This window comes from Pseudomonas imrae, from assembly GCF_046352735.2.
GTDB classification, from domain to species: Bacteria; Pseudomonadota; Gammaproteobacteria; order Pseudomonadales; family Pseudomonadaceae; genus Aquipseudomonas; species Aquipseudomonas imrae.
The window spans coordinates 1,453,471-1,471,241 of record NZ_CP110853.2; the positions used below are offsets into that span (position 1 = coordinate 1,453,471).

19 protein-coding genes are annotated in these 17,771 nt (G+C 54.3%); 6 read left to right on the forward strand and 13 right to left on the reverse strand.

Annotation, left to right across the window (positions count from 1 at the left end):
• Positions 1-9 precede the first annotated feature (9 nt).
• The 6 genes from OQ460_RS06660 to OQ460_RS06685 form a co-directional block, all read right to left on the reverse strand.
• A complete protein-coding gene (locus tag OQ460_RS06660; RefSeq protein ID WP_410021063.1) occupies positions 10-843 on the reverse strand; it encodes a hypothetical protein in 834 nt (277 codons plus the stop codon).
• On the reverse strand, positions 840-1,058 hold the full coding sequence (locus OQ460_RS06665) for a hypothetical protein (RefSeq protein ID WP_410021064.1): 219 nt from the start codon (positions 1,056-1,058) through the stop codon (positions 840-842). Before OQ460_RS06665 ends, OQ460_RS06660 begins: the two co-directional genes overlap by 4 nt.
• Complete coding sequence (locus OQ460_RS06670) at positions 1,045-1,476, reverse strand: hypothetical protein (protein WP_410021065.1); 432 nt, start codon at positions 1,474-1,476, stop codon at positions 1,045-1,047. Before OQ460_RS06670 ends, OQ460_RS06665 begins: the two co-directional genes overlap by 14 nt.
• Entirely contained in the window at positions 1,473-1,889 is a 417-nt protein-coding gene (locus OQ460_RS06675) for a DUF5681 domain-containing protein (protein ID WP_017138405.1), read from the reverse strand. The genes OQ460_RS06670 and OQ460_RS06675 overlap by 4 nt, the downstream gene beginning before the upstream one ends.
• Positions 1,890-2,614: 725 nt before the next feature.
• Entirely contained in the window at positions 2,615-3,526 is a 912-nt protein-coding gene (locus OQ460_RS06680) for a toll/interleukin-1 receptor domain-containing protein (protein ID WP_410021066.1), read from the reverse strand.
• Between the two features lie 632 nt (positions 3,527-4,158).
• Positions 4,159-6,081, reverse strand: a complete 1,923-nt coding sequence (locus OQ460_RS06685; protein WP_410021067.1) for an AIPR family protein — start codon at positions 6,079-6,081, stop codon at positions 4,159-4,161.
• Positions 6,082-6,348: 267 nt separating this feature from the next.
• Between OQ460_RS06685 and OQ460_RS06690 the strand changes: the two genes are divergently transcribed.
• From OQ460_RS06690 to OQ460_RS06705, 4 genes are all read left to right on the forward strand, one after another.
• On the forward strand, positions 6,349-6,576 hold the full coding sequence (locus OQ460_RS06690) for a hypothetical protein (protein ID WP_410021068.1): 228 nt from the start codon (positions 6,349-6,351) through the stop codon (positions 6,574-6,576).
• 122 nt (positions 6,577-6,698) lie between these two features.
• Positions 6,699-6,884: a hypothetical protein gene (locus tag OQ460_RS06695; protein WP_410021069.1), complete on the forward strand. Its 186-nt coding sequence runs from the start codon at positions 6,699-6,701 to the stop codon at positions 6,882-6,884.
• Positions 6,881-7,144, forward strand: a complete 264-nt coding sequence (locus tag OQ460_RS06700; RefSeq protein WP_410021070.1) for a hypothetical protein — start codon at positions 6,881-6,883, stop codon at positions 7,142-7,144. Before OQ460_RS06695 ends, OQ460_RS06700 begins: the two co-directional genes overlap by 4 nt.
• Complete coding sequence (locus OQ460_RS06705; protein ID WP_410021071.1) at positions 7,141-7,653, forward strand: hypothetical protein; 513 nt, start codon at positions 7,141-7,143, stop codon at positions 7,651-7,653. Before OQ460_RS06700 ends, OQ460_RS06705 begins: the two co-directional genes overlap by 4 nt.
• Positions 7,654-7,758: 105 nt before the next feature.
• On the opposite strand, the gene OQ460_RS06710 is transcribed toward OQ460_RS06705, so the two are convergent.
• The 3 genes from OQ460_RS06710 to OQ460_RS06720 form a co-directional block, all read right to left on the reverse strand.
• Entirely contained in the window at positions 7,759-8,517 is a 759-nt protein-coding gene (locus OQ460_RS06710; protein ID WP_410021072.1) for a hypothetical protein, read from the reverse strand.
• A gap of 156 nt (positions 8,518-8,673) precedes the next feature.
• The gene (locus OQ460_RS06715; protein ID WP_308907906.1) at positions 8,674-8,910 is read right to left on the reverse strand and encodes a helix-turn-helix domain-containing protein; all 237 of its coding nucleotides are present in this window, start codon (positions 8,908-8,910) and stop codon (positions 8,674-8,676) included.
• 136 nt (positions 8,911-9,046) lie between these two features.
• Complete coding sequence (locus tag OQ460_RS06720; protein ID WP_161776283.1) at positions 9,047-9,247, reverse strand: helix-turn-helix domain-containing protein; 201 nt, start codon at positions 9,245-9,247, stop codon at positions 9,047-9,049.
• A gap of 162 nt (positions 9,248-9,409) precedes the next feature.
• Here OQ460_RS06720 and OQ460_RS06725 point away from each other — a divergent pair, with 162 nt between their 5' ends.
• Positions 9,410-9,907 carry a hypothetical protein gene (locus tag OQ460_RS06725; RefSeq protein WP_395610955.1) on the forward strand — a complete coding sequence of 166 codons (498 nt, stop codon included), beginning with the start codon at positions 9,410-9,412 and terminating at the stop codon, positions 9,905-9,907.
• Here the strand turns inward: OQ460_RS06725 and OQ460_RS06730 are convergent.
• Positions 9,904-11,115: a phage integrase gene (locus tag OQ460_RS06730; protein ID WP_410021073.1), complete on the reverse strand. Its 1,212-nt coding sequence runs from the start codon at positions 11,113-11,115 to the stop codon at positions 9,904-9,906. The two genes, OQ460_RS06725 and OQ460_RS06730, sit on opposite strands and share 4 nt — an antisense overlap.
• Before the next feature lie 618 nt (positions 11,116-11,733).
• Here OQ460_RS06730 and OQ460_RS06735 point away from each other — a divergent pair.
• A complete protein-coding gene (locus tag OQ460_RS06735; RefSeq protein WP_410021074.1) occupies positions 11,734-13,401 on the forward strand; it encodes a BCCT family transporter in 1,668 nt (555 codons plus the stop codon).
• A 116-nt stretch (positions 13,402-13,517) separates the two neighbouring features.
• Here OQ460_RS06735 and OQ460_RS06740 read toward each other — a convergent pair whose 3' ends face one another.
• From OQ460_RS06740 to OQ460_RS06750, 3 genes are all read right to left on the reverse strand, one after another.
• Positions 13,518-14,240 (reverse strand): 3'-5' exonuclease, encoded by a 723-nt coding sequence (locus OQ460_RS06740; RefSeq protein WP_410021075.1) that lies wholly within the window; start codon positions 14,238-14,240, stop codon positions 13,518-13,520.
• Positions 14,237-16,114, reverse strand: a complete 1,878-nt coding sequence (locus tag OQ460_RS06745) for a DUF294 nucleotidyltransferase-like domain-containing protein (RefSeq protein WP_410021076.1) — start codon at positions 16,112-16,114, stop codon at positions 14,237-14,239. Before OQ460_RS06745 ends, OQ460_RS06740 begins: the two co-directional genes overlap by 4 nt.
• Before the next feature lie 153 nt (positions 16,115-16,267).
• Positions 16,268-17,545 carry a DUF2254 domain-containing protein gene (locus tag OQ460_RS06750; RefSeq protein ID WP_410021077.1) on the reverse strand — a complete coding sequence of 426 codons (1,278 nt, stop codon included), beginning with the start codon at positions 17,543-17,545 and terminating at the stop codon, positions 16,268-16,270.
• Between the last annotated feature and the right edge of the window lie 226 nt (positions 17,546-17,771).

A 17,771-nucleotide genomic window follows, 5' to 3' on the forward strand; every position in this document is an offset into this window, starting at 1 on the left:
GATGATCAGTTAGGCCGCTTCGGATTGATCAGGGGCCGCTTTTGCAGAGGTGCGAGTGGGCATTTTCGCTAGCCATTCGCGAAGCGCTTCGGAGCCCTCGCAGCCCGATCGCCACTTCTCAAACCGGCCGGTGTACCCATTCGAATTGGCAACCATGCCGCTCAGTGCGACACCAGCATTGGAGGCGGTGGCCAGCACGTCATCGTAGATCGCTAGCATCTGCTTGAGCCCTTCGATGTCTTCGGCGCGCGACGCGGCAATGCCTGCTCGCGAAAGGCTGTCAGCCGCCTCTGACGATAGCCCGGAGAGCATTGGGTTTGCCCTGAGCACGGCCTCTACAACGTCGGGGTGACTGCCTGTGCGCGCTTCAGCGACTAGTCGTTGGCGCTCTTCAGGCTTGAGGCCACGCACGATGGCTCGTAGCTCCTGATCAGCCAGGAAACCAACAACATCCGAGCTAGCGCGAGGCGTGACCGCTGCAAACCCGCTGGCCACTGTTTGGGCCAAAGTGAGCATATCTTTTGCCGCCTTCTCCATTGCAGGCATCAGGGCGGGGATGATTCCATCAATCTGCTCCTTGCCCTTGCGCTCAATGGCAGCGGCGTTGAGGTCCTTGTTCTCGCGAATCGAGAGGATTTCTTCTCCGAGGTCCTTGAACGCCTCCAGCGACAATCCCTGCAAATGGCGAACGGACTTCAGCAAGCCACCGGCCTGCCAGGTTCCTTTGGTGCCATCGGGGCGCTGAATATTGAAGGTTCTTGCCTCTACCTGGGAGTGCTCGTATTCGGAGTAGTGGAGGTTGGCCAAGCCAACTTTGAGGACGGATCGTTTGCCGATTTTCATTGGGTTACCTTTTGATTGTCTGGCCATGGTTCGGCCGGTTTTTGGTTTGAGGATTCGCTCAGGATTTGGAGTAGGGACACGTTATCTCGGGCGCTACCGCCGGCTGCTGCTTCGTGCAACTCGTCCATAAGGGCGCTGATCTCTCGCACGTCACGATTGAACTGAGTGAGCCCGGATTGCTGGCGCAGCTTGGCCACCTGGCTACGGATGTTCATGGCGGGCCTCTATGATCAGTCGGTACTGTTCGGCGACGTGGTTTTTGATGTCTTGCCCGTCAGCCAATGGAGGGAAGATCCAGGCGCCAGCGCTTGGGAATGGCCGCATATCCATCACACCTACTGGAGCGGGACGGCGGAGGCTTTCAATTGCTCGGACGTGGAGAATGAACGCCTCTGCCAGATTGGCCGCGTCATAGCTGTTCATGGTGCACAGTGGGAAGTGCATGACCGCCTGTACGCCGAGCACGGGATAGTTGAAGGAGTGGCCCACTGTCTTGGGGTAGTCCATCTCCTCCTCAACCGCGTCAACCCTGCAGTCCACCACCGTCAACATAACGAGCACTGTTTCTTCGTCTTCGGCGCCGATCTTTTCTGCAATTCGCTTGAGCTCGGCGCGCATCCACTTAATGCTCATTGCCGCATTCCCTCCATCTGTTCGCGGAGTTCTTCGACGGCCTTCTGCAGTTCGGCAACTTCGATTACCCGGGCAACAGCGCCTAGGCCTTCGATCAATGCTTTGCCCTGGTCGGGCGGTAGCTCGCCGGCGGCAACTGCGCGAAGGATTGATTTGGCTGCGCTGGGTAGGTCGGTGTCGTCGAGTTCGAAGCACACTGTCTCGGCAGTTGGCTTGATTGGCGGTACCAGGCGCTCAAGGATCAGTCGGCAAGCCTGCATATCGCCCTTCTTGGCTGCTGTCAGAACCTTCTTTGTCACGGCGTCTGCACCTTCCGCGAGTCGGGCGCGCAGCTCTTGCGTCTGGCCGGATCGGCCGCCGGGATTACCCGACTGTCCGGGCTTCCATTTGCCGGCTTTATCGCGATCAGTCATGCGGCCGGCGATTCCATAGCGATGACCGGTTTGTTTTCAGCGAGGGCTATCAGCAGGGCGGATGCTTGAACGCTTCCGTCTGCTGCGGCTTCGCGAAGGCGGCCCCAGGCGGCAGCAACTTCGGAGCGCGTTGGTTTGTGCTGACGTCCTCGGGCGGGCTTAGCTGTGTTCATAGATGCGGCCTCGAATGGGGGTTTTGAGTGGCTCAAAAACTCACATTAGGCATGATCTGATCATTTATCCAGTGCTTTTTAGGTGCACTCTAGGTGATACACATAACCGGATTAAACGGGACTGAAATAGTTGGTTTTGGCGGGACTGAAGAGGGCTTTTTTGTTGCAGTAATTCGAGGGTAGGCAAAGTGATACGCGGCCGGTATTTCGGCTCAGTCCGGTCTCAGATTGAGGATGGAGCGGGGAGGGCTGGCATCCCATTTTGGTAGGCAAGGTGTCGCGCCACGTTTTGCGAGATATGAAAACGTGGCGCGGATTTGATGTGCTCAGTTTTGAGCACATCTTCCCCCAGCGGGGGTCACCACGGCGCGCCTGTTCCGGCCTGCTGTCAGGCGTCGACGCACGTTAGGTAACGGTGAAGTAACGTTAGAAGCGTTACCGGGAATCTGTCGGGATACCCGACACTTCTGGCTCCTCACTTTTGAGGAGTCGCCATTTTTGGATCATCCCACAGTCAGGCCATACGGTCCGAGTCGGCTCATTTGGTCTGTTTCAATGAAAGGGATTTGGCCCCAGTGGCGGAATGGGGGTCTGCACGTTATGCAAGTCTCTGATGAGTTCTTGCAGCTGTGTTGGATATTCCGCACCTGGGCTCAGGTCGAAATATCGGCGAGTGTTCAGTTCTGTTGGCAGGGTGGCCGGTCGACTGGTCTGGCGAACTACTGGAATAAACTTGGAGGTTCCTACGTTTCTCATGAGTTCGCCGGTTACCATCGTGTGCTCGTAACCCACCCCGCCTTGCCTACCAATTGCCCTCTCCACATATGCTTCAGTGCAAATTACCAGAACGCGGTCTGCTTCTCGGATGGACCTTTCCATAAAACCCGCTAGATCTTCACCTCCTCTAACGTGCCATTGATCTAACGTCGCATCGATTCCGTTGGATCGCAGTGTCCCTGCCAGCAAGGCAACCCACTGCCGGTGTTCCGGCGAGTCCCACGAGTAGGATATGAAAACTTTGGGAGGCCTAGGCTGAGGTGGTAGTAGGGGAAGATTTATAAGGTTGGCTCTCACCAAAACGCCAACGAGATCAATATCTTTTACCGCCCAATGGGTGCGGCAGTGCTCCAAGTTCCTAGTGTTGATGTCAAGGTCCTGGTAAAGGGTCCTTAATACGGCTTGTGGTATCGGAGTCACTGCTGGATCTATGGCGAGAGTGATTCGAAGCTCGTGTTGGAGCTGTTGTATTTCAGTAATGCGTCCTACCGTGGCGGGCTGATCGCGAAAGTCCTCATATGCAAATAAGGCTGGCATTTGTTTGAGTTGCTGAAGCGTGTCGGGCGAAAGAGTCTCGAACCTGTTTCTCAGTATCTGAACTGTGTGCTCAAGGTATCTGCCCGTAGATAGTGACCATGTAGGGCTATCCCAGTCGTCTTCACCGGCCGTCATCAAAAGGTTGTACATCAAGCGCTTCCTTGAGCTTTAGCTCTGTGGTGATCGTTGGCACGCTAGGGCGTGCGTCTCAGGGATAAGTGGCGAGGGGAGCATAGCTGACGCCCGGCCGGCTTGCTTTCGAGCTTTCAGCATCGGGCGTCAATGGTTGCTGATGAGATCAACACAAGTCTAGTGAGACCAAACCGTCAACTCCCCAGAAATCAGTGGAGGGGGAGGTGCACGCGGGGGGAGGCTGCGTAGGCAGCGGTTCCCGGCTGGTCTCAGGCTCGGAGTATGTAACAAACAGACCTGATGATCCGAGTCGGCTTGTTTGGTCTGTCTCGTAATCACCGAAATTATCAGAATTGGTAGTTTGGCCAGGTATTAGGGAATCCCTCGGATCTGAGGGGTTCTCCACGGTGTTGCTTTCCACACTCTGTAGCGCTCCCACCAACATCCAGTGAGGCCAAACCGTCTCACTGAGACCAAATCGTCACACAGCGCTCGCCCCTCACGTTGGGGGCGAGGTTTTATAGAGAGATTTGCTGGCGTTCAGATGCACTCAAAACAGAGTGCGTCTTGCTGGCGAGGGCGCATGATCTTCGTGGCATGGTATATACCAGTTCTGCCGGTGGACAGTCCAAAACGATCATGCGCAGGAGTTAAAGTTTAGGCGCCCACGCGGTGACACTCCCCTCTTTAACTTCAAACAGCAAGCGCTGCCCAACTTTGATGAGACTCTTGTCGGTGTCAATGAAAGTAGCGGTGACACTATATGGGCCATATTTCAGGATAGCTGTGTCGTTATCTTTTAATGCATCAACTATTCCGGAGTATTTTCCGGGTTTTAATATTGTGTCAGAAGGCGGTGAGGCAGTGGGCGCTTTCTGTTTGGTCTTTGCTGTGAATTTTCCTAGTTGTTTAATTAGTGTTTCTGTGACTTCTGGAATTCGGTTTTTGTTTCCGGCAAGCTTTAGTTCTTTTATGATGGCGGTGGAGGTTTGGTATGCATCGTCAAAGTTCTTATCGATGCGGCCAATTACTTCAAAAAAACGCTTGTCTGTTAATGTGGCGCCTTTCTTTAATTCCGGTGCGATCTGCTTTTTTACTAGCAGGGCTATATGGAAGCCCCAGTCAGAAAGCTCGCGATCCTTGCTTAATTGGTTTTTCGTCTTGGCGCAGATGTGGTGCGCTGCATAGTACAACCCAGGGTAATCATCATCTGCGAAAAGCTCGCTGGAACGATTTTGGTTATATTCGTGCAGAAGGCGCCCGTAGTAATAGTGCACCTTGTGTGGTTCTTCGAGAGCTACAGAAACGAATGACTTTATCAAAGATGGGGCTGATACGATATTCATCTGCCTCAAGTCGTCACGGTCATCATATTGATGAGGGCGGCGCTCATAATAATACTCATATCCGTCACTTCTCATCGCATTAAAGAAGTCCTCTAATCCTCGGTGGTAAGGTCTTATCGTTGCGAATGCCTCTTTTGTTACTTGAGATTGGCTGTTTGTGGTGGCAATAACTTTTCCGCTCAGGTCAACGTCAGAGGTCTGAATGAGCTTGACTGTTAAATACATATCCTCAGTCAGGGCGTCCCTATTGTTGAAGAGGACGTGGCTTGTCTGGCAGCCATTTACTATTTGGAACTGTGATAGCTTGAAATCGTCTCCCGATGGAGTGACGCTTCTAGCGACTACTGTTACGCCGTTATTCAAAATAGCAAATCTGTTTCTTTCTTCTTCATTTAATATAGTCTTTGCGATTTCTTCGTTAACGATATTTTCGCTTCCGAGGAAGTCTCTGACGTTTTCAAAAAATAAGCCTTTGTTTAACTCGCCATTTTCTTTCTGTATTATTTTTACATAGTCTGCGCATTTGACAACACCCAAGTACGCTGCACGAGCTCCGCTTATTGGAGGTAATGCTATATGACGTTGGAATGATATTTCTCGTTGAATGTCGTTTTGCGTCTCTCTATAGAGTCTTGCTATCGCATCGCCATCATGAACGTGCCATGTGACTTCAGAGAACTTGTAAGCCAAGTCTCGTAGAGCTTGAATTTCTCCTTCGATTTGCCTTTCAATTTGTGAGCCTTTGAGGCCAAATTTTCCCGAGTACACGTACGAGAGCTCTAGCGTAGGAAGTACTCGTAGTTTTGCTGCGCGCTCATATATAAGTTCTTTTATTTCATAAGATTTATGCAGCTCTTGGGGTACAGCGGATTTTTGGTTTCCAAAGAACACTTTTACTGTGGTTAGGAATTTTAGAAAGTCACCTAAGTCAAATTTTGATGACGTTTTGGCTTGTGTGAAGAAAAATTTTGCTTCGAATTGTGCTTTTGTAAAAAGAGCAGCATCTTCTAACTCATCGACAATAACGCCGCCAATGGAAACGGCTACGCCGTCCACGCCTAGGCACTCCCCAGTACCGACTTTCTCAAACTCAAAGGAATCGTAATGATCCGTTTTTAATAAGCAATAATTTGCAAATTTTTCAAACTGGCTTTCTACAGTTGGATCTTCTATGTCGTGACGCTGTACGAAGTCTTTAAGCATTCCTGTTAAAATTATATTGTCCATATTTTGCTCTTGATAGCTTCGGCAGCATTTACATTTCAAGACTACGTCGTCTTGCCCTATGGCTCGAAAATAGCCATTCGCCATCACGCTGTCCAGTTCCGTGATTTCTTTCTTGTCTCATGGCGCCTCCGTATCCCCCGTGCCCTACGGAGCCCCGGCTTCGATCAACGCGATTTTGAGCGGGCGTAAATTATTTCGCACCCTCTATTGCGTGACTGCTAACGATGGCGCATCATTGATCTATCGTGACTGCTAACGGAGGCGGCAATGAGTGAAGACGAATCGAAGCGACCGCTATCGGCGGCTGATCGTCAAAGGATCTACAAGGAGCGGCAACGCGAATTGGGCTTCAGGCAAACCACGGTGTGGGTTCACACCGAAACGGAGGAGGAAGGCAAGCAGGCGGCGCGAGATGGGAAACCACTCAAACCGATGGGCACGAAAGATCCCTTGAGCTGGGCGGCAGGCTGGATCAACGAGAAGAGCAAGCAGTAATCGGCTGAAACCTTAGCCGATTGAATCGATGGTCCAGATTTGGGCCATCTCAGAAAAGGTGCCAAGCCGCTGCGCTAACAGCGGCCTGGCGATCACACGACGCAACTTCGAAGGTGAACGTCATGCAATTTAAACAGAATACCATCCAAATTCTGGATGCGCGCGGCCAGATCATCGCCACCATGGCGCTGCCAGCCAACATCAAGCTCACTGAGCTGGCCCCGTTGAAGATCCTGGGCGACATCAGCTTCAAGGTTCTGCCGGGCGCCGTCCCATCGCGCGGGATCTGCTTGGGGGGTGTCGTATGAGCGCCCAGGCCCGCACCATCAAAGAGATTGCCCATGACGCGCTTGAAGACCTCGAAAGCGCCCAGATCGCCCTGCGCAAGGTTGAAGCAGTGCTCTACGCCGCGCTGGCGGATAAGGGCACCAGCCAGCACGTCCGCAACTTGGTAGACGTTGCGTGGAACCTGGCCGCTGATGGCGCCAACACCGCCGACTGTAACCGCGAGGAAATTGCCGCTTCCCTGTCCGGGTGTGCTGCGCTGAGCGCCGGGGGTGACCAATGAGCCGCTCCTACAAGGAAATAGCCGAGACCGGCGTGCAGGATCTGTACGAAGTGACCAGTGCGCTCGAAAGCGTGCGCGCAATCTTCACGCTGATGCTGGAGACCTTCCCCGAAAACAGTACGCCTCACGCTTTCGCGCAGTTGGGCACCCTCGAGATAAACGACTGGAACACCAAGGTGTATCAGTGGTGTGAGTGCATGGAAAACGAGCTGGATGACGCGAACGATGAAGCGCAGAAGGCACCGCCATTGCCTCACTACTTGCTGGACCAGCGCAGCAACAATGTGACCGAGGCGATTTCTGCCGAGCGGACGCACGCTAGCCGGTGGTGGACGCACCTGAGCGAGATGCGGCGGCGTCAGGAGCTACCTGAGTGGGTTGCGGCGGATATTGGCACTCATGATGAGCATGACTGTCTGCTTGAGAGTAGGAAGGCAGTCAATCAGGCTCTGTTCGGCTCGGATGACCTGGGCGGCGGTCAGCAATACCGCGCGGTGGTGTTGGAGTAGGGCTGATAAGCAACGAAACCTTTGCAGGATCAAGGGCACTACCCCGAAACAGGGTGGTGCCCTTTTTTCATTTGCTGGCGGTTGGTGCCTTCTCGGCAAAGCAGATCAGGTCGAACTGTATGCCTCCAACCACTCGTCAACACTCTGATCCTGAGGAGGCTTAGGGATAGGTAAATCAATTATGGAAGCTGTCTTGTATTCGTCCTTTCTTATTAACTTGTTTTCGTGGTTTGAAACGCACGTAGTTGAAATTGGCTGTAACCCTCGCACTGCATGGGCTGGAGCGTTTTCCTTGTCCGGGGCTCTTGTCCGGAATTTGTCCGGCAGTTGTCCGGATATTGTCCGGAGTTTGTCCGGCAAAATTGCCTTTCTGAATTGCTCGGCAGTCAGGCTGATAGGCGCCAAACTGCCGGCGTTAATACGGTCGTAAGTCAGCAATCCGGTCAGCATGACGCCACGCAGTTTCCCCATGTAATCGTGCATAGCTGAAAGGCGCCGAGGGAATGGCAAGCCCGTGCCCATCCAGAATTTGTAGAAGTGGCTGCGCTTACCTATACGAAATTGTCCCCTGGGAAGCAGCGTGCCAGCCTTAGCTGCGGCTGTGTTCCGCTGACGGGTCAGGTCTGCATTAAAAACGGCGTATACAGACTCCCCATTTACTAGCGAGACGAACCGCAACGTGATACCGGCACTCCGGGTTTTGCCATAGTGACCAGTTGAATAATCCGTGTACTCGAAAGCATCCAGGCCTAATGAAATAAGCGCTTCACGGCAAAGCCTGGCCCGGTTGGTGTTGATCCACTCAGGCGGCACGGGCTTGCCGCTCGCCGGCTGAATGACGAGCTGCCCACGCTCAATGCTCACCGTGTCGCCGCGGCTAAGTAGTTTTGTGGCTAGGCATTCCACTGAATCGACCTCAGCGTAGTTCGGCTGAATAAACAACGGGCTGAAGCCCGCCAGCAGCTCGCAGGCAGGCGCAAGGGACGCCGCAATTTCGCGGCGTCCCCTGCGGTCTCCGGATTACGACGCTTCGCGCATCAGGATGTACTTGGCCACGCGGTGTGGCGGTCGTCCTGGCTCAGTGGACTGATGCGTCCAGTAGGTGCGGATTTCGTGACCTTTCTTCCTAAGTCGACGAATGGTGTTCGGCGGCTGGACAATATCCAATTCTTTTGCGGCTTCGATGGTCGATACCGGCCCGTTTCGCAGGGCCTCCATCATCTTGCTGTCTTGCTCTGTTGAAGAATGACGTGTCATAGTTTGGCCTTCACGTTGGTGCTATCCAGTGTGTTTTCGTTAGGGCGGTGCTCGAACACCGCCTTAACGCTCTCTCTATCACTCAGTTCTCTTGATTCAATCCCTTCCGGTCCTCTTTCCAGGGGCATCGCGCTAATCACCGGGCACCTTCCTTCGCTGCTCGTTCGATCCAGACTTTAAGTTCAGTCATCAGAATCAAACGACGCCTACCAAGCTTGAAGGTTTTGATCTCTCCCTTTGCTATCAACTCATACACACCCGATCGCGAATATCCGACGATCCGAGCTGCGTCTTCGACGCTGACGGACAAGGCTGCTGGTTGTTCTGCTGCAAGCATTTTGGTTCTCCATCGGCCATTAGAATTAAGTGGCCGTGGATCAATCCTATTCCCTGAGAATACTGTACGTCAACTGATGCTATATGATTTGTATGAACGTATGGACTCGCTCGGACGTACGGATTAGGATTGTCGCTCGATTTATGGCTCGGAGATTTTGAGATGGCCAAGAACAGACCTAACCAAGGATCGCGGAAGACAGAAACACTGACCCTCCGGTTAGACCCAAAGGTCAAATTCACGATCGATGTCATTTCTCGGGTAAAGCGGCAGTCAATTACTGGGGTCGTAGAGGCTGCAGTTGAAGCATTGGTTTTTGATCTTGACGTGCCATTCCATGATGGAGGAAATACGGAGCATTGGTCGGTAGCCAGTGCCGTAAGTGAGGTGTGGTCAACTGATGAAAGCGAGCGCTTTATCAATCTCTGCTATCACTTGCCTAATCTCCTCACATTTGAGGAGCAGCGCATTTGGGAGACGATCAAGGCGTCTCCGGTCTTCCTGGATAAGGGGGCCGCAAAGATTGGCACTCACTGGCAGATCGAAGGTGTGGGCTATCTTGATCGCGGAAATATTCGGAATTTATGGAATTACCTTCTTGAGCACGTAGAGGAAAATAAAGAAAGCCGGACCATTGTCCCCTTTGAGCCGCCGTTCTAAATCAGCTCCACAGCAGCGGCCTTTGTTCCTGGCGCCAGATGTGCGTAGCGCAAAGTCATCTTGATATCGGCGTGCCCCAGCAGATCCCGTACCGTGTTGAGCGGTACGCCGGCCATTACCAGGCGTGAAGCGAAGTCGTGGCGCATATCGTGCCAGCGGAACCCGTCGATCTGCGCCCGCTCAAGCAACTTGAGCCAGGCGCTTTTGACGTCCTCAAAGCGACCGCCGCCCTGACCTGGGAAGACATACGGCGACTTGCTCACCTGCTTCTTCCAGGCTTCCAGCACACCAATAGTCTCCTTGTTCATCGGGATGTGGCGCGTATCGCTTGTCTTGGTGGTGGCCCCGGCGACTGTGATTGTCTTCGTGTCGAAGTTCACCGCTGTCCATTTCAGGTCGAACAACTCTCCGCGCCTCATGCCGGTATTCAGCGATACCAACACCATTGGCTTCAGGTGATCGGTGAAGGGCAGTCCCAGGAGGCTTGGCATCGGCTCTCTGTGGCGGTCCGTCCGCCAGGCGTTTGCACTCTCTCGCTCGGCCCTCATTTCATCCTGTCGAGCGTCCAGGGCATCGCGTAGACGCTTGGTCTCGTCGGCAGCCAGGTAGCGAATCACCCCCTTTGAATCGACTTTAAGCTGTTTCAGCTTGGCCAGCGGGTGTGTGTCGATGTACTCCCACTCAACGGCACGACTGAAAACACCACTGATCGAGCCCATTTTTCGATTCACCGTCGAGGCCTTGTTGCCGGCCTGCATCCATCCTGTGCGGATCTGCTCCAGGTCTCGTCCGGTGATCGCGTCCAGGCGCTGGGCCATGATTGGGTCGAAGTTATTGCTGAGGGTGTGCTGCGTCTTCTCATGGCCTTTGTGATGGGCTTTGAACCACGGCATATAGGTGTCGTCGATAAAGTCGCGCAGCGAGGGCAGGGCTGACCCCTTGCGACCCTGGGCGATGGCCAGAGGCTCGCCATGGGCGTGCGCATCGGCTAAGTACTGGGCGGCTTCGGTTCGGGCTTGGTCAAGAGTAAGCACCCCGACACGCCCGAGGGTGGCGTTCTTGTTTCGGCCCCACGTGACCATGTAAGACTTGTGACCGCTGGGCAGTACGCGAATGAAGAAACCGGGTTGCACGGTGTCATGCACGCGGTATGCTTTCGCCTCGACGGCTAGGCTGCCAATTAGCTTCTGAGTGATTTTGGTTTTCAAGGGTTCGACCGTGACAGCAGGGTGGCAGCAAAAAGCACTATACCGCTCGATGTTCACGGACTCAATGGGACTAAAAGGCCCAGTAATACTGGGCTTGTGGCTGTGCCTGCTGGGTCGAAATTGACCCTCCTAAGGGGAAGGTTGGCCGTTCGAACCGGCCCTGGGACACCATCTATTCTCAAGACGTTTTGGCCTTTTGCGCCGAATGCTCTGCTCGGTATCAGTTTCTGTGCAATAACGAGCCCCGCTCAGGTTTCCTGGCGGGGCTTTTTGCATCTGGAGTTTTTATTGAGGAACGGTAGGGATTCGCACAGGGTCTGACTTCCATCGTGAGCAGCTTTGTCGAGAAATTATCGTTCTTCCGGCAGTACTCTCGTAGTTATGGAAAACTTGAATAAGTGACAGGCTCAAGGCTGGCGCCGGGCGTGAAAATGATGACCTGCCAACGCATTTCCAGTTGCGCCGGGAGTTGAGCGTGTGCATCCAACAGGGACAGAGAATGTCGGATATCCTGAAAAGCTTGTTACGATAGGAAGGCTTACATCTCGTTTTTACCATAGGAACAGCGGGGATTATGCTCAACGCACGTCGCGACGTGCCTTAACCAAGGAGGCTCTTATGGGTCAAAAACCAGAGGACGATCTACCTGTCAGCCCTCAGCCTGCAAGTGAGGACGGCATTCCTGCTCCTAGCGGGGCCGCCAACCTGATAGATACCGACTACGTCATCGGCCAAGACAATATCAAAGGAGAGTTTTCGTTCTCGCTCGATATCCACGGCAAAGTCTTCATCATCTCAGCCGCCACCATTTTGTTGTTCGTCATTCTGACGCTATCACTGCAAAATGAAGTAGAGCCGCTGTTCAGTGCCATCCGCAATTGGTTGACCAGTCATCTAGCCTGGCTCTTCATGAGCATCGCCAACATTTTTGTGGTGCTGTGCCTTGCGCTGATCTGCTCGCCGCTGGGCAAGGTGCGGCTGGGTGGCAGAGACGCCAAGCCAGACCACAGCTACGTTGGATGGTTTTCAATGCTGTTTGCCGCAGGTATGGGCATTGGCTTGATGTTCTACGGTGTGGCGGAGCCGATGTCCCACTACGCGGCGTCCATGGGGGGGGTCACCCTCGATGCGAGCGGAGCACGTACTGACTGGGCACCACTAGGGGGCGCTGCGGGAGATATGAAAGCGTCCGCCGACCTGGCGATGGCCGCGACGATCTTTCACTGGGGACTACACCCTTGGGCAATTTACGCGATTGTTGCGTTGTCCCTGGCGCTGTTTTCCTACAATAAAGGCCTGCCGCTTTCGATACGCTCGATCTTCTATCCATTGCTGGGCGAGCGCGTTTGGGGGTGGCCGGGGCATTGCATCGATATCCTGGCGGTATTCGCCACGTTGTTCGGGCTCGCGACGTCCCTGGGGATTGGTGCGGAGCAGGCGGCAGCGGGTATTGAATATCTGTTCGGCATCCAGTCGACGAACCTCAGCAAGGTCGTACTGATTGTCGGGATCACCTTGATCGCCCTGTGGTCGGTACTTGCCGGGCTGGACAAGGGCGTCAAGATGCTCTCCCAGATCAATATGGGTCTGGCATTGCTGCTGCTGGTGTTTATTATCGTTGTGGGGCCGACCTTGGCCATCTTCACTGGGTTCTTCAAGAACCTGGTCACTTATGTGGAGTACCTGCCAGCACTTTCAAATCCTTTCGGGCGTACTGATGCCGAGTTTACCCAAGGCTGGACGGCTTTCTACTGGGCGTGGTGGATCAGTTGGTCGCCATTTGTGGGGATGTTTATCGCGCGTGTCAGCCGTGGTCGGACCGTCAGGGAGTTCCTGATCTCTGTCTTGCTCGTACCTTCTGTGGTCTCCGTGCTGTGGATGACGACCTTTGGCGGCACGGCCATTGATCAGGCTACCGTGCAAGGCGTGATGGGCGTCAAGGACGCAGTCCTGGAGCTGAAGCTGTTCGCCATGCTGGGGGAGTTGCCTCTCAAGGAGATCACTTCGTTCCTGGGCATTGTCCTGGTGATCGTGTTTTTCATTACCTCCTCTGACTCTGGCTCGCTGGTCATCGATACGATTACTGCGGGTGGCAAGGTAGATGCTCCGGTCCCGCAGCGCGTGTTCTGGGCGGTCATCGAGGGGGTGATTGCGATTGCCCTGCTACTTGGGGGCGGTCTGGTGGCGTTGCAGGCGATGGCGGTGTCGACGGGCTTGCCGTTCGCTATCGTGCTGATGCTGGGGTGCATCTCCCTTGTGAAAGGACTGATGTCTGAACCGCGTTAGTCCTGCGGTGTGTGAGTTGAACGGCGGGTACGTTTAACTCGTCCCTTGAGGTACAGCCATGTCACACGGCTATACCTCAAGGGGGCTGCAACACGTCATCGATAGCCTCTCTGCGCTCAGTTCCACAGCGTCCCCACTGGCGTCGATGGGCAGTGGAGAGTGGCTATCTGCGCTTGCAATAATTCAGCTGTCGCCAGTGCATCGGTCAGCGCATGGTGGGCGTGATACGCCGGAAGGTTATAGCGTGCGCGGCTATCGGCCAGGCGTATGGAGGCTTGCGAGCGGCGCATCAGCCGTGCAAACCAACCCAGCTTTTGCCGATGTATTCGAGCCTCCAGCTGCATCGTGTCGATCACCGGGAACTCCAGGCCTTCCTTCAGCAGTCTGAGCGTCGCCTGGCCCAGAAAGGCGCGTTCAATGTTCCGGTAATGGACGACAATCACTTTGCCCTCCATGGCATCCAAGAGTGGATTCAATACTTCCTGGAAGGTGGGCGCATTCAATATTTCGGTATGGGTGATGTGATGAAAAGTGACAGACTTTTCACTCAGCTCCGACGTGGGTTTCAGCACCCAATATCGTGCCTGGCCGCATTGAATTCGCTTCAGCGTAAACGGCATCAAACCGATGCTGACGATGCTGTGGGTTTGCGCGTTGAGTCCGGTGGTTTCCACATCCATGGCCAGAAATTGCACTTGATCGATAGGCGTCTGCGCCGCAACCACGCCTGCCTGGTAGTACTTTCGCAAGGGCGCATGCCGGGTTTTCGCAGCCAAGGCTTTGAATTTTGCGCACCAATCCAGCATTTGCTGGGGTGGAATCGGTTTGGCGTCCTTCATTGCGAAAGACGGCCCTTCGCCGGGTAACGGAACCGCAAGAAGTTCTGGGCATTGCTCAAGACTTGAAATGCCTCTTTGAGGTTATGTCGCTCGCTGTTGGAAAAACGCTCTGGTTCAACGTAGTTATTGGGGGTGGCCCCCTGTTCCAATGCGTCGGCCTGATGCCGGATTCGCACCATGGACAGGAACTCCAGCGCATAGCGCAACTGCTTCAATGCGTCAGGCGGCATGAGGTGCGTGCTGGCGATGGCATCCAGGCGATCAAAGGAATTCTGCGCGGTGCTGCCGCACGCCAATGCATGGATGCGGATAAGGTCGGTCAATGGCGCGGTACCACGTCCCTTGAGGTTGATGATTCTTTTCTGCTGGCCATCGGTCTCGACGACAAAGGTACGGAAAAACCCCAAGGGTGGTGTTCGGTTAAGGGCAATCCTGGCCATGGCATTCAAAAAGCCTGGGTGTGAACTGGATTTGCTGGCACACAACGTCTTGAGTTCCTGTACCAGTTCGAGTCGGCCGAACACGCCGTCCAGATCGAAAAAAATACAGCTGTTAAGCAGGGTTGTCGGGTTTGGCTTCTCGATCCACTGATCAAAGTAGTTGCGCCACACCTTCAGCGGTTGGCGCCACTGATCATTGGTCGCCATTATTTTGCCTTTGCAGTAGCTATAACCGCACGCAGCAAGACCGTCACTCACGAAAGTCGCCAGACTGCGGAAATACGCATCATGCAAGGCGGGGTCGAAGCTATCATCCAGCACCAGCGCATTATCCTGGTCAGTCACCAACAATTGCTCGTCTCGCGCCATGGAACCCAGCACCATAAAGCAGTAAGGCACTGGAGGAGGGCCGAGTTTTTTTTCTGCCAGTTCAAGCAAGCGTTGTGTAAAGGCGCGACCGATCCCGGAAATCGCACTGCCGATCATGTGAGCCGTGGCACCGTCGCGCACCATGCGGATGTAAGTGCCTCGCAGGTCGCGCAACAGCGACTTCAAGCCTTCGACGGATGTCTGGTTGGAGATTCTGTTGACCAGGTACAAGCTGCTGTGGGACTCGTAGCGAATAATATCCGACAGGTTGATCAAGCCAATTGGCCGGCCATGGTGAAGTACCGGCAGGTGGTGAATATTGCGCCGCAACATCACCAGCATCGCTTCAAAGACCGAATCATCCGCGCTGATCCCCACCGGATCGATGGTCATGATATCGCTGACGGACGTTGCGTTACTGTCTCTTCCTGCCGCGACAACGCGAGTGCGCAGGTCCCTGTCGGTCACGATTCCCTCGATCTCGGCCTGAAGTCCGGCAGGCGGCATGACCAGGACGCAGGCGACGCTTTGCTCGGTCATTATCTTTGCGGCTTCGCCAACAGAAGTATCAGAGGTCACCCACACCAGCGCTCGGGAAATCAAGGCGCGACACTTGAGTTGGATAAGTTCACTTGCCCGGCCCTGGGCTTCCACGGCGGACTTGAGCCTGGAGTGCCCCTCAGCTTCGACGAAATCTGCAAAGGCGTCATGCTGTGCGCACAGGTCGGCAAACACCTCGGCGGGAATGTAGTAGATCAGGCTGTCTTCCAGCGCTCTTGCCGGAAAACGAACCTTGTTGCTGCGCAACAGGCCAGCTTGACCAAAGATATCGCCTTCGACGAGCCGGTTGTAGAGATCACCGTTGCGTCGATAAATCTCCACCGCACCGCTACGTACATAATGCAGGTCCTGGACGATTGCGCCCGCTTCCAGAATGTCACTGCCAGCCTTGAAGTAGCTGACTTCAACCCGACGGGCTATGGCGTCTACCGACTCCTTGGGCAGCGTATCAAACGGAGCGAAACGATAGAGATGATCGCTGATCTCCTGTAACTCGATTTGCATGAAACCTCGGGATCTTGGGTAAAAACAGGCTTGAAGGCACCAAGTCTGACAAGGGCTATGTGCCTTTCTGTATTAACTACCTGACCACATCCCAGTGCGATCATCAAGCGCGACAGCTACATGCCGGGCGCTGGTGCGAACCTGCAGGTGTTCTTAAGCGTCCGCCACCTGCGAGACGCACGCTTTCAAGCGAGATTTATCCTGTTCAAGTGCTAGAGAAATATCGGCGCGCTCAAGAATGATGCCTATATGGTGGGTGCTCAGGTCGCCGAATAGTCCCGGGTTGGTTTGGGCCAGGCTGGCAAGTGCCTTGACCAGGCGAATATTGACTTCAAGCAGGGCCGCTCCATCTCGTGCTATGGGCGAAAAAAAATCATCGAACATGTCACTTAATGACAGTCCGCGAATATGTACGTTGTGACAGTCAATCTCCGAACTTTCCGAGTGTGCTGGTTTTGCCCATGCGTTGAATGTTCGTATGCCCCGGCCTATCACATCAATGGCGGTACCCGGGTCGTTGACCGCAGGTGAAAGTGCCCGTGATGCGATTTCGGATAGTACCGACAGGCCAAAGCGTGGATCGTGCTCAAAGGTGCGGCGCGTTCCTATCGTTACCGCCGATAAAATAGGGTCGGTATCACACTCCTGATCCCCAGTCTGGGCGTTCTCGGAGGGGAGAAGCCTTGCGATCAACTCGCCTTCGTGAACAAAGCTGCCCGGAAGGACTTCAACATAAATCTGCAGCAGGTGTTTTTTTGCAATAAGTGCCAGCGCCTGTACGTCAATATGTTGCACATAACCCACGTCACGACTGAGAACGCTGACGCTACCTGGGTCAAGCTTCAATCCGGGGGGATAGGCGCTGCCTCCCAGGTAAGGCAAGTTGACTCTATGTCGGATCGCATTGATCGTGGCGGTCTCGACTCGGTCTATTGTTTCACCGACGCGCCCGAGCTTGGAAAGGTGGTCGATCCAGCGCAATAACGTATAGACAATCAGTATGACGACTGCGATGGTCACTGCGAAAAGCACCACGCGGCCCTGGGTGCCGTAGGCCCCCGTACTGAGTGCGATGATACCCACCAGGCTGAATAGAAAGGATCCGATAAAGGTCGCCAGCGCGTTTTGTGTTGTAGCGTCCTCCATGACCAGCGTCGTTGCGCGAGGTGTAACACCCGTGCTGGCTGCGCCATAGGCGGTAACCATTGTGCTGAGGGAGAAGGTCGTCACGGCCAACATGCTTGAGGCAATGATGCTCAATATCTTGTCCACCGCATCCGCGCCAATCCGCCCTGGCAGCGAGACCGGGATATAGTCTTTGAGCACGATTGCGATCAATGCCGTCATGACGCCCAGTACCGAGAACAGGCTGGCCCTGAACCAAAGTCGTTTGGTCATCTGCGTTAACAGCCATTGCCATCGAGCAATCATGTTCTCAAAGCTCCTGAAATGCTTCGTGTCCAGTGAAATAAGTACTGTGCAGGTCCTGCGGTCAGCATGATGACATGGCAACTGGAATAGCTTAACCGCAGACAGTTCAAGCGGGAGGCTAACCGCAATATTTGCGCCTTGGCCCATACCTTCATACCATCAGCCCTGTCTGCACTGTCGCATAAAGCGCAGGACAGGTTAAATTCCAAGCGTGGTTCGCACCGCC

Coding starts and splice junctions, on each gene's coding strand:
- OQ460_RS06735 (WP_410021074.1), top strand. CDS start 11,734: ATGGGTCAAAAACCAGAGGACGATCTACCTGTCAGCCCTCAGCCTGCA.
- OQ460_RS06725 (WP_395610955.1), top strand. CDS start 9,410: ATGGCCAAGAACAGACCTAACCAAGGATCGCGGAAGACAGAAACACTG.
- OQ460_RS06705 (WP_410021071.1), top strand. CDS start 7,141: ATGAGCCGCTCCTACAAGGAAATAGCCGAGACCGGCGTGCAGGATCTG.
- OQ460_RS06665 (WP_410021064.1), bottom strand. CDS start 1,058: ATGAACATCCGTAGCCAGGTGGCCAAGCTGCGCCAGCAATCCGGGCTC.
- OQ460_RS06715 (WP_308907906.1), bottom strand. CDS start 8,910: ATGACACGTCATTCTTCAACAGAGCAAGACAGCAAGATGATGGAGGCC.
- OQ460_RS06700 (WP_410021070.1), top strand. CDS start 6,881: ATGAGCGCCCAGGCCCGCACCATCAAAGAGATTGCCCATGACGCGCTT.
- OQ460_RS06695 (WP_410021069.1), top strand. CDS start 6,699: ATGCAATTTAAACAGAATACCATCCAAATTCTGGATGCGCGCGGCCAG.
- OQ460_RS06660 (WP_410021063.1), bottom strand. CDS start 843: ATGAAAATCGGCAAACGATCCGTCCTCAAAGTTGGCTTGGCCAACCTC.
- OQ460_RS06675 (WP_017138405.1), bottom strand. CDS start 1,889: ATGACTGATCGCGATAAAGCCGGCAAATGGAAGCCCGGACAGTCGGGT.
- OQ460_RS06740 (WP_410021075.1), bottom strand. CDS start 14,240: ATGAAGGACGCCAAACCGATTCCACCCCAGCAAATGCTGGATTGGTGC.
- OQ460_RS06670 (WP_410021065.1), bottom strand. CDS start 1,476: ATGAGCATTAAGTGGATGCGCGCCGAGCTCAAGCGAATTGCAGAAAAG.
- OQ460_RS06685 (WP_410021067.1), bottom strand. CDS start 6,081: ATGGACAATATAATTTTAACAGGAATGCTTAAAGACTTCGTACAGCGT.
- OQ460_RS06690 (WP_410021068.1), top strand. CDS start 6,349: ATGAGTGAAGACGAATCGAAGCGACCGCTATCGGCGGCTGATCGTCAA.
- OQ460_RS06720 (WP_161776283.1), bottom strand. CDS start 9,247: ATGCTTGCAGCAGAACAACCAGCAGCCTTGTCCGTCAGCGTCGAAGAC.
- OQ460_RS06750 (WP_410021077.1), bottom strand. CDS start 17,545: ATGATTGCTCGATGGCAATGGCTGTTAACGCAGATGACCAAACGACTT.
- OQ460_RS06745 (WP_410021076.1), bottom strand. CDS start 16,114: ATGCAAATCGAGTTACAGGAGATCAGCGATCATCTCTATCGTTTCGCT.
- OQ460_RS06680 (WP_410021066.1), bottom strand. CDS start 3,526: ATGTACAACCTTTTGATGACGGCCGGTGAAGACGACTGGGATAGCCCT.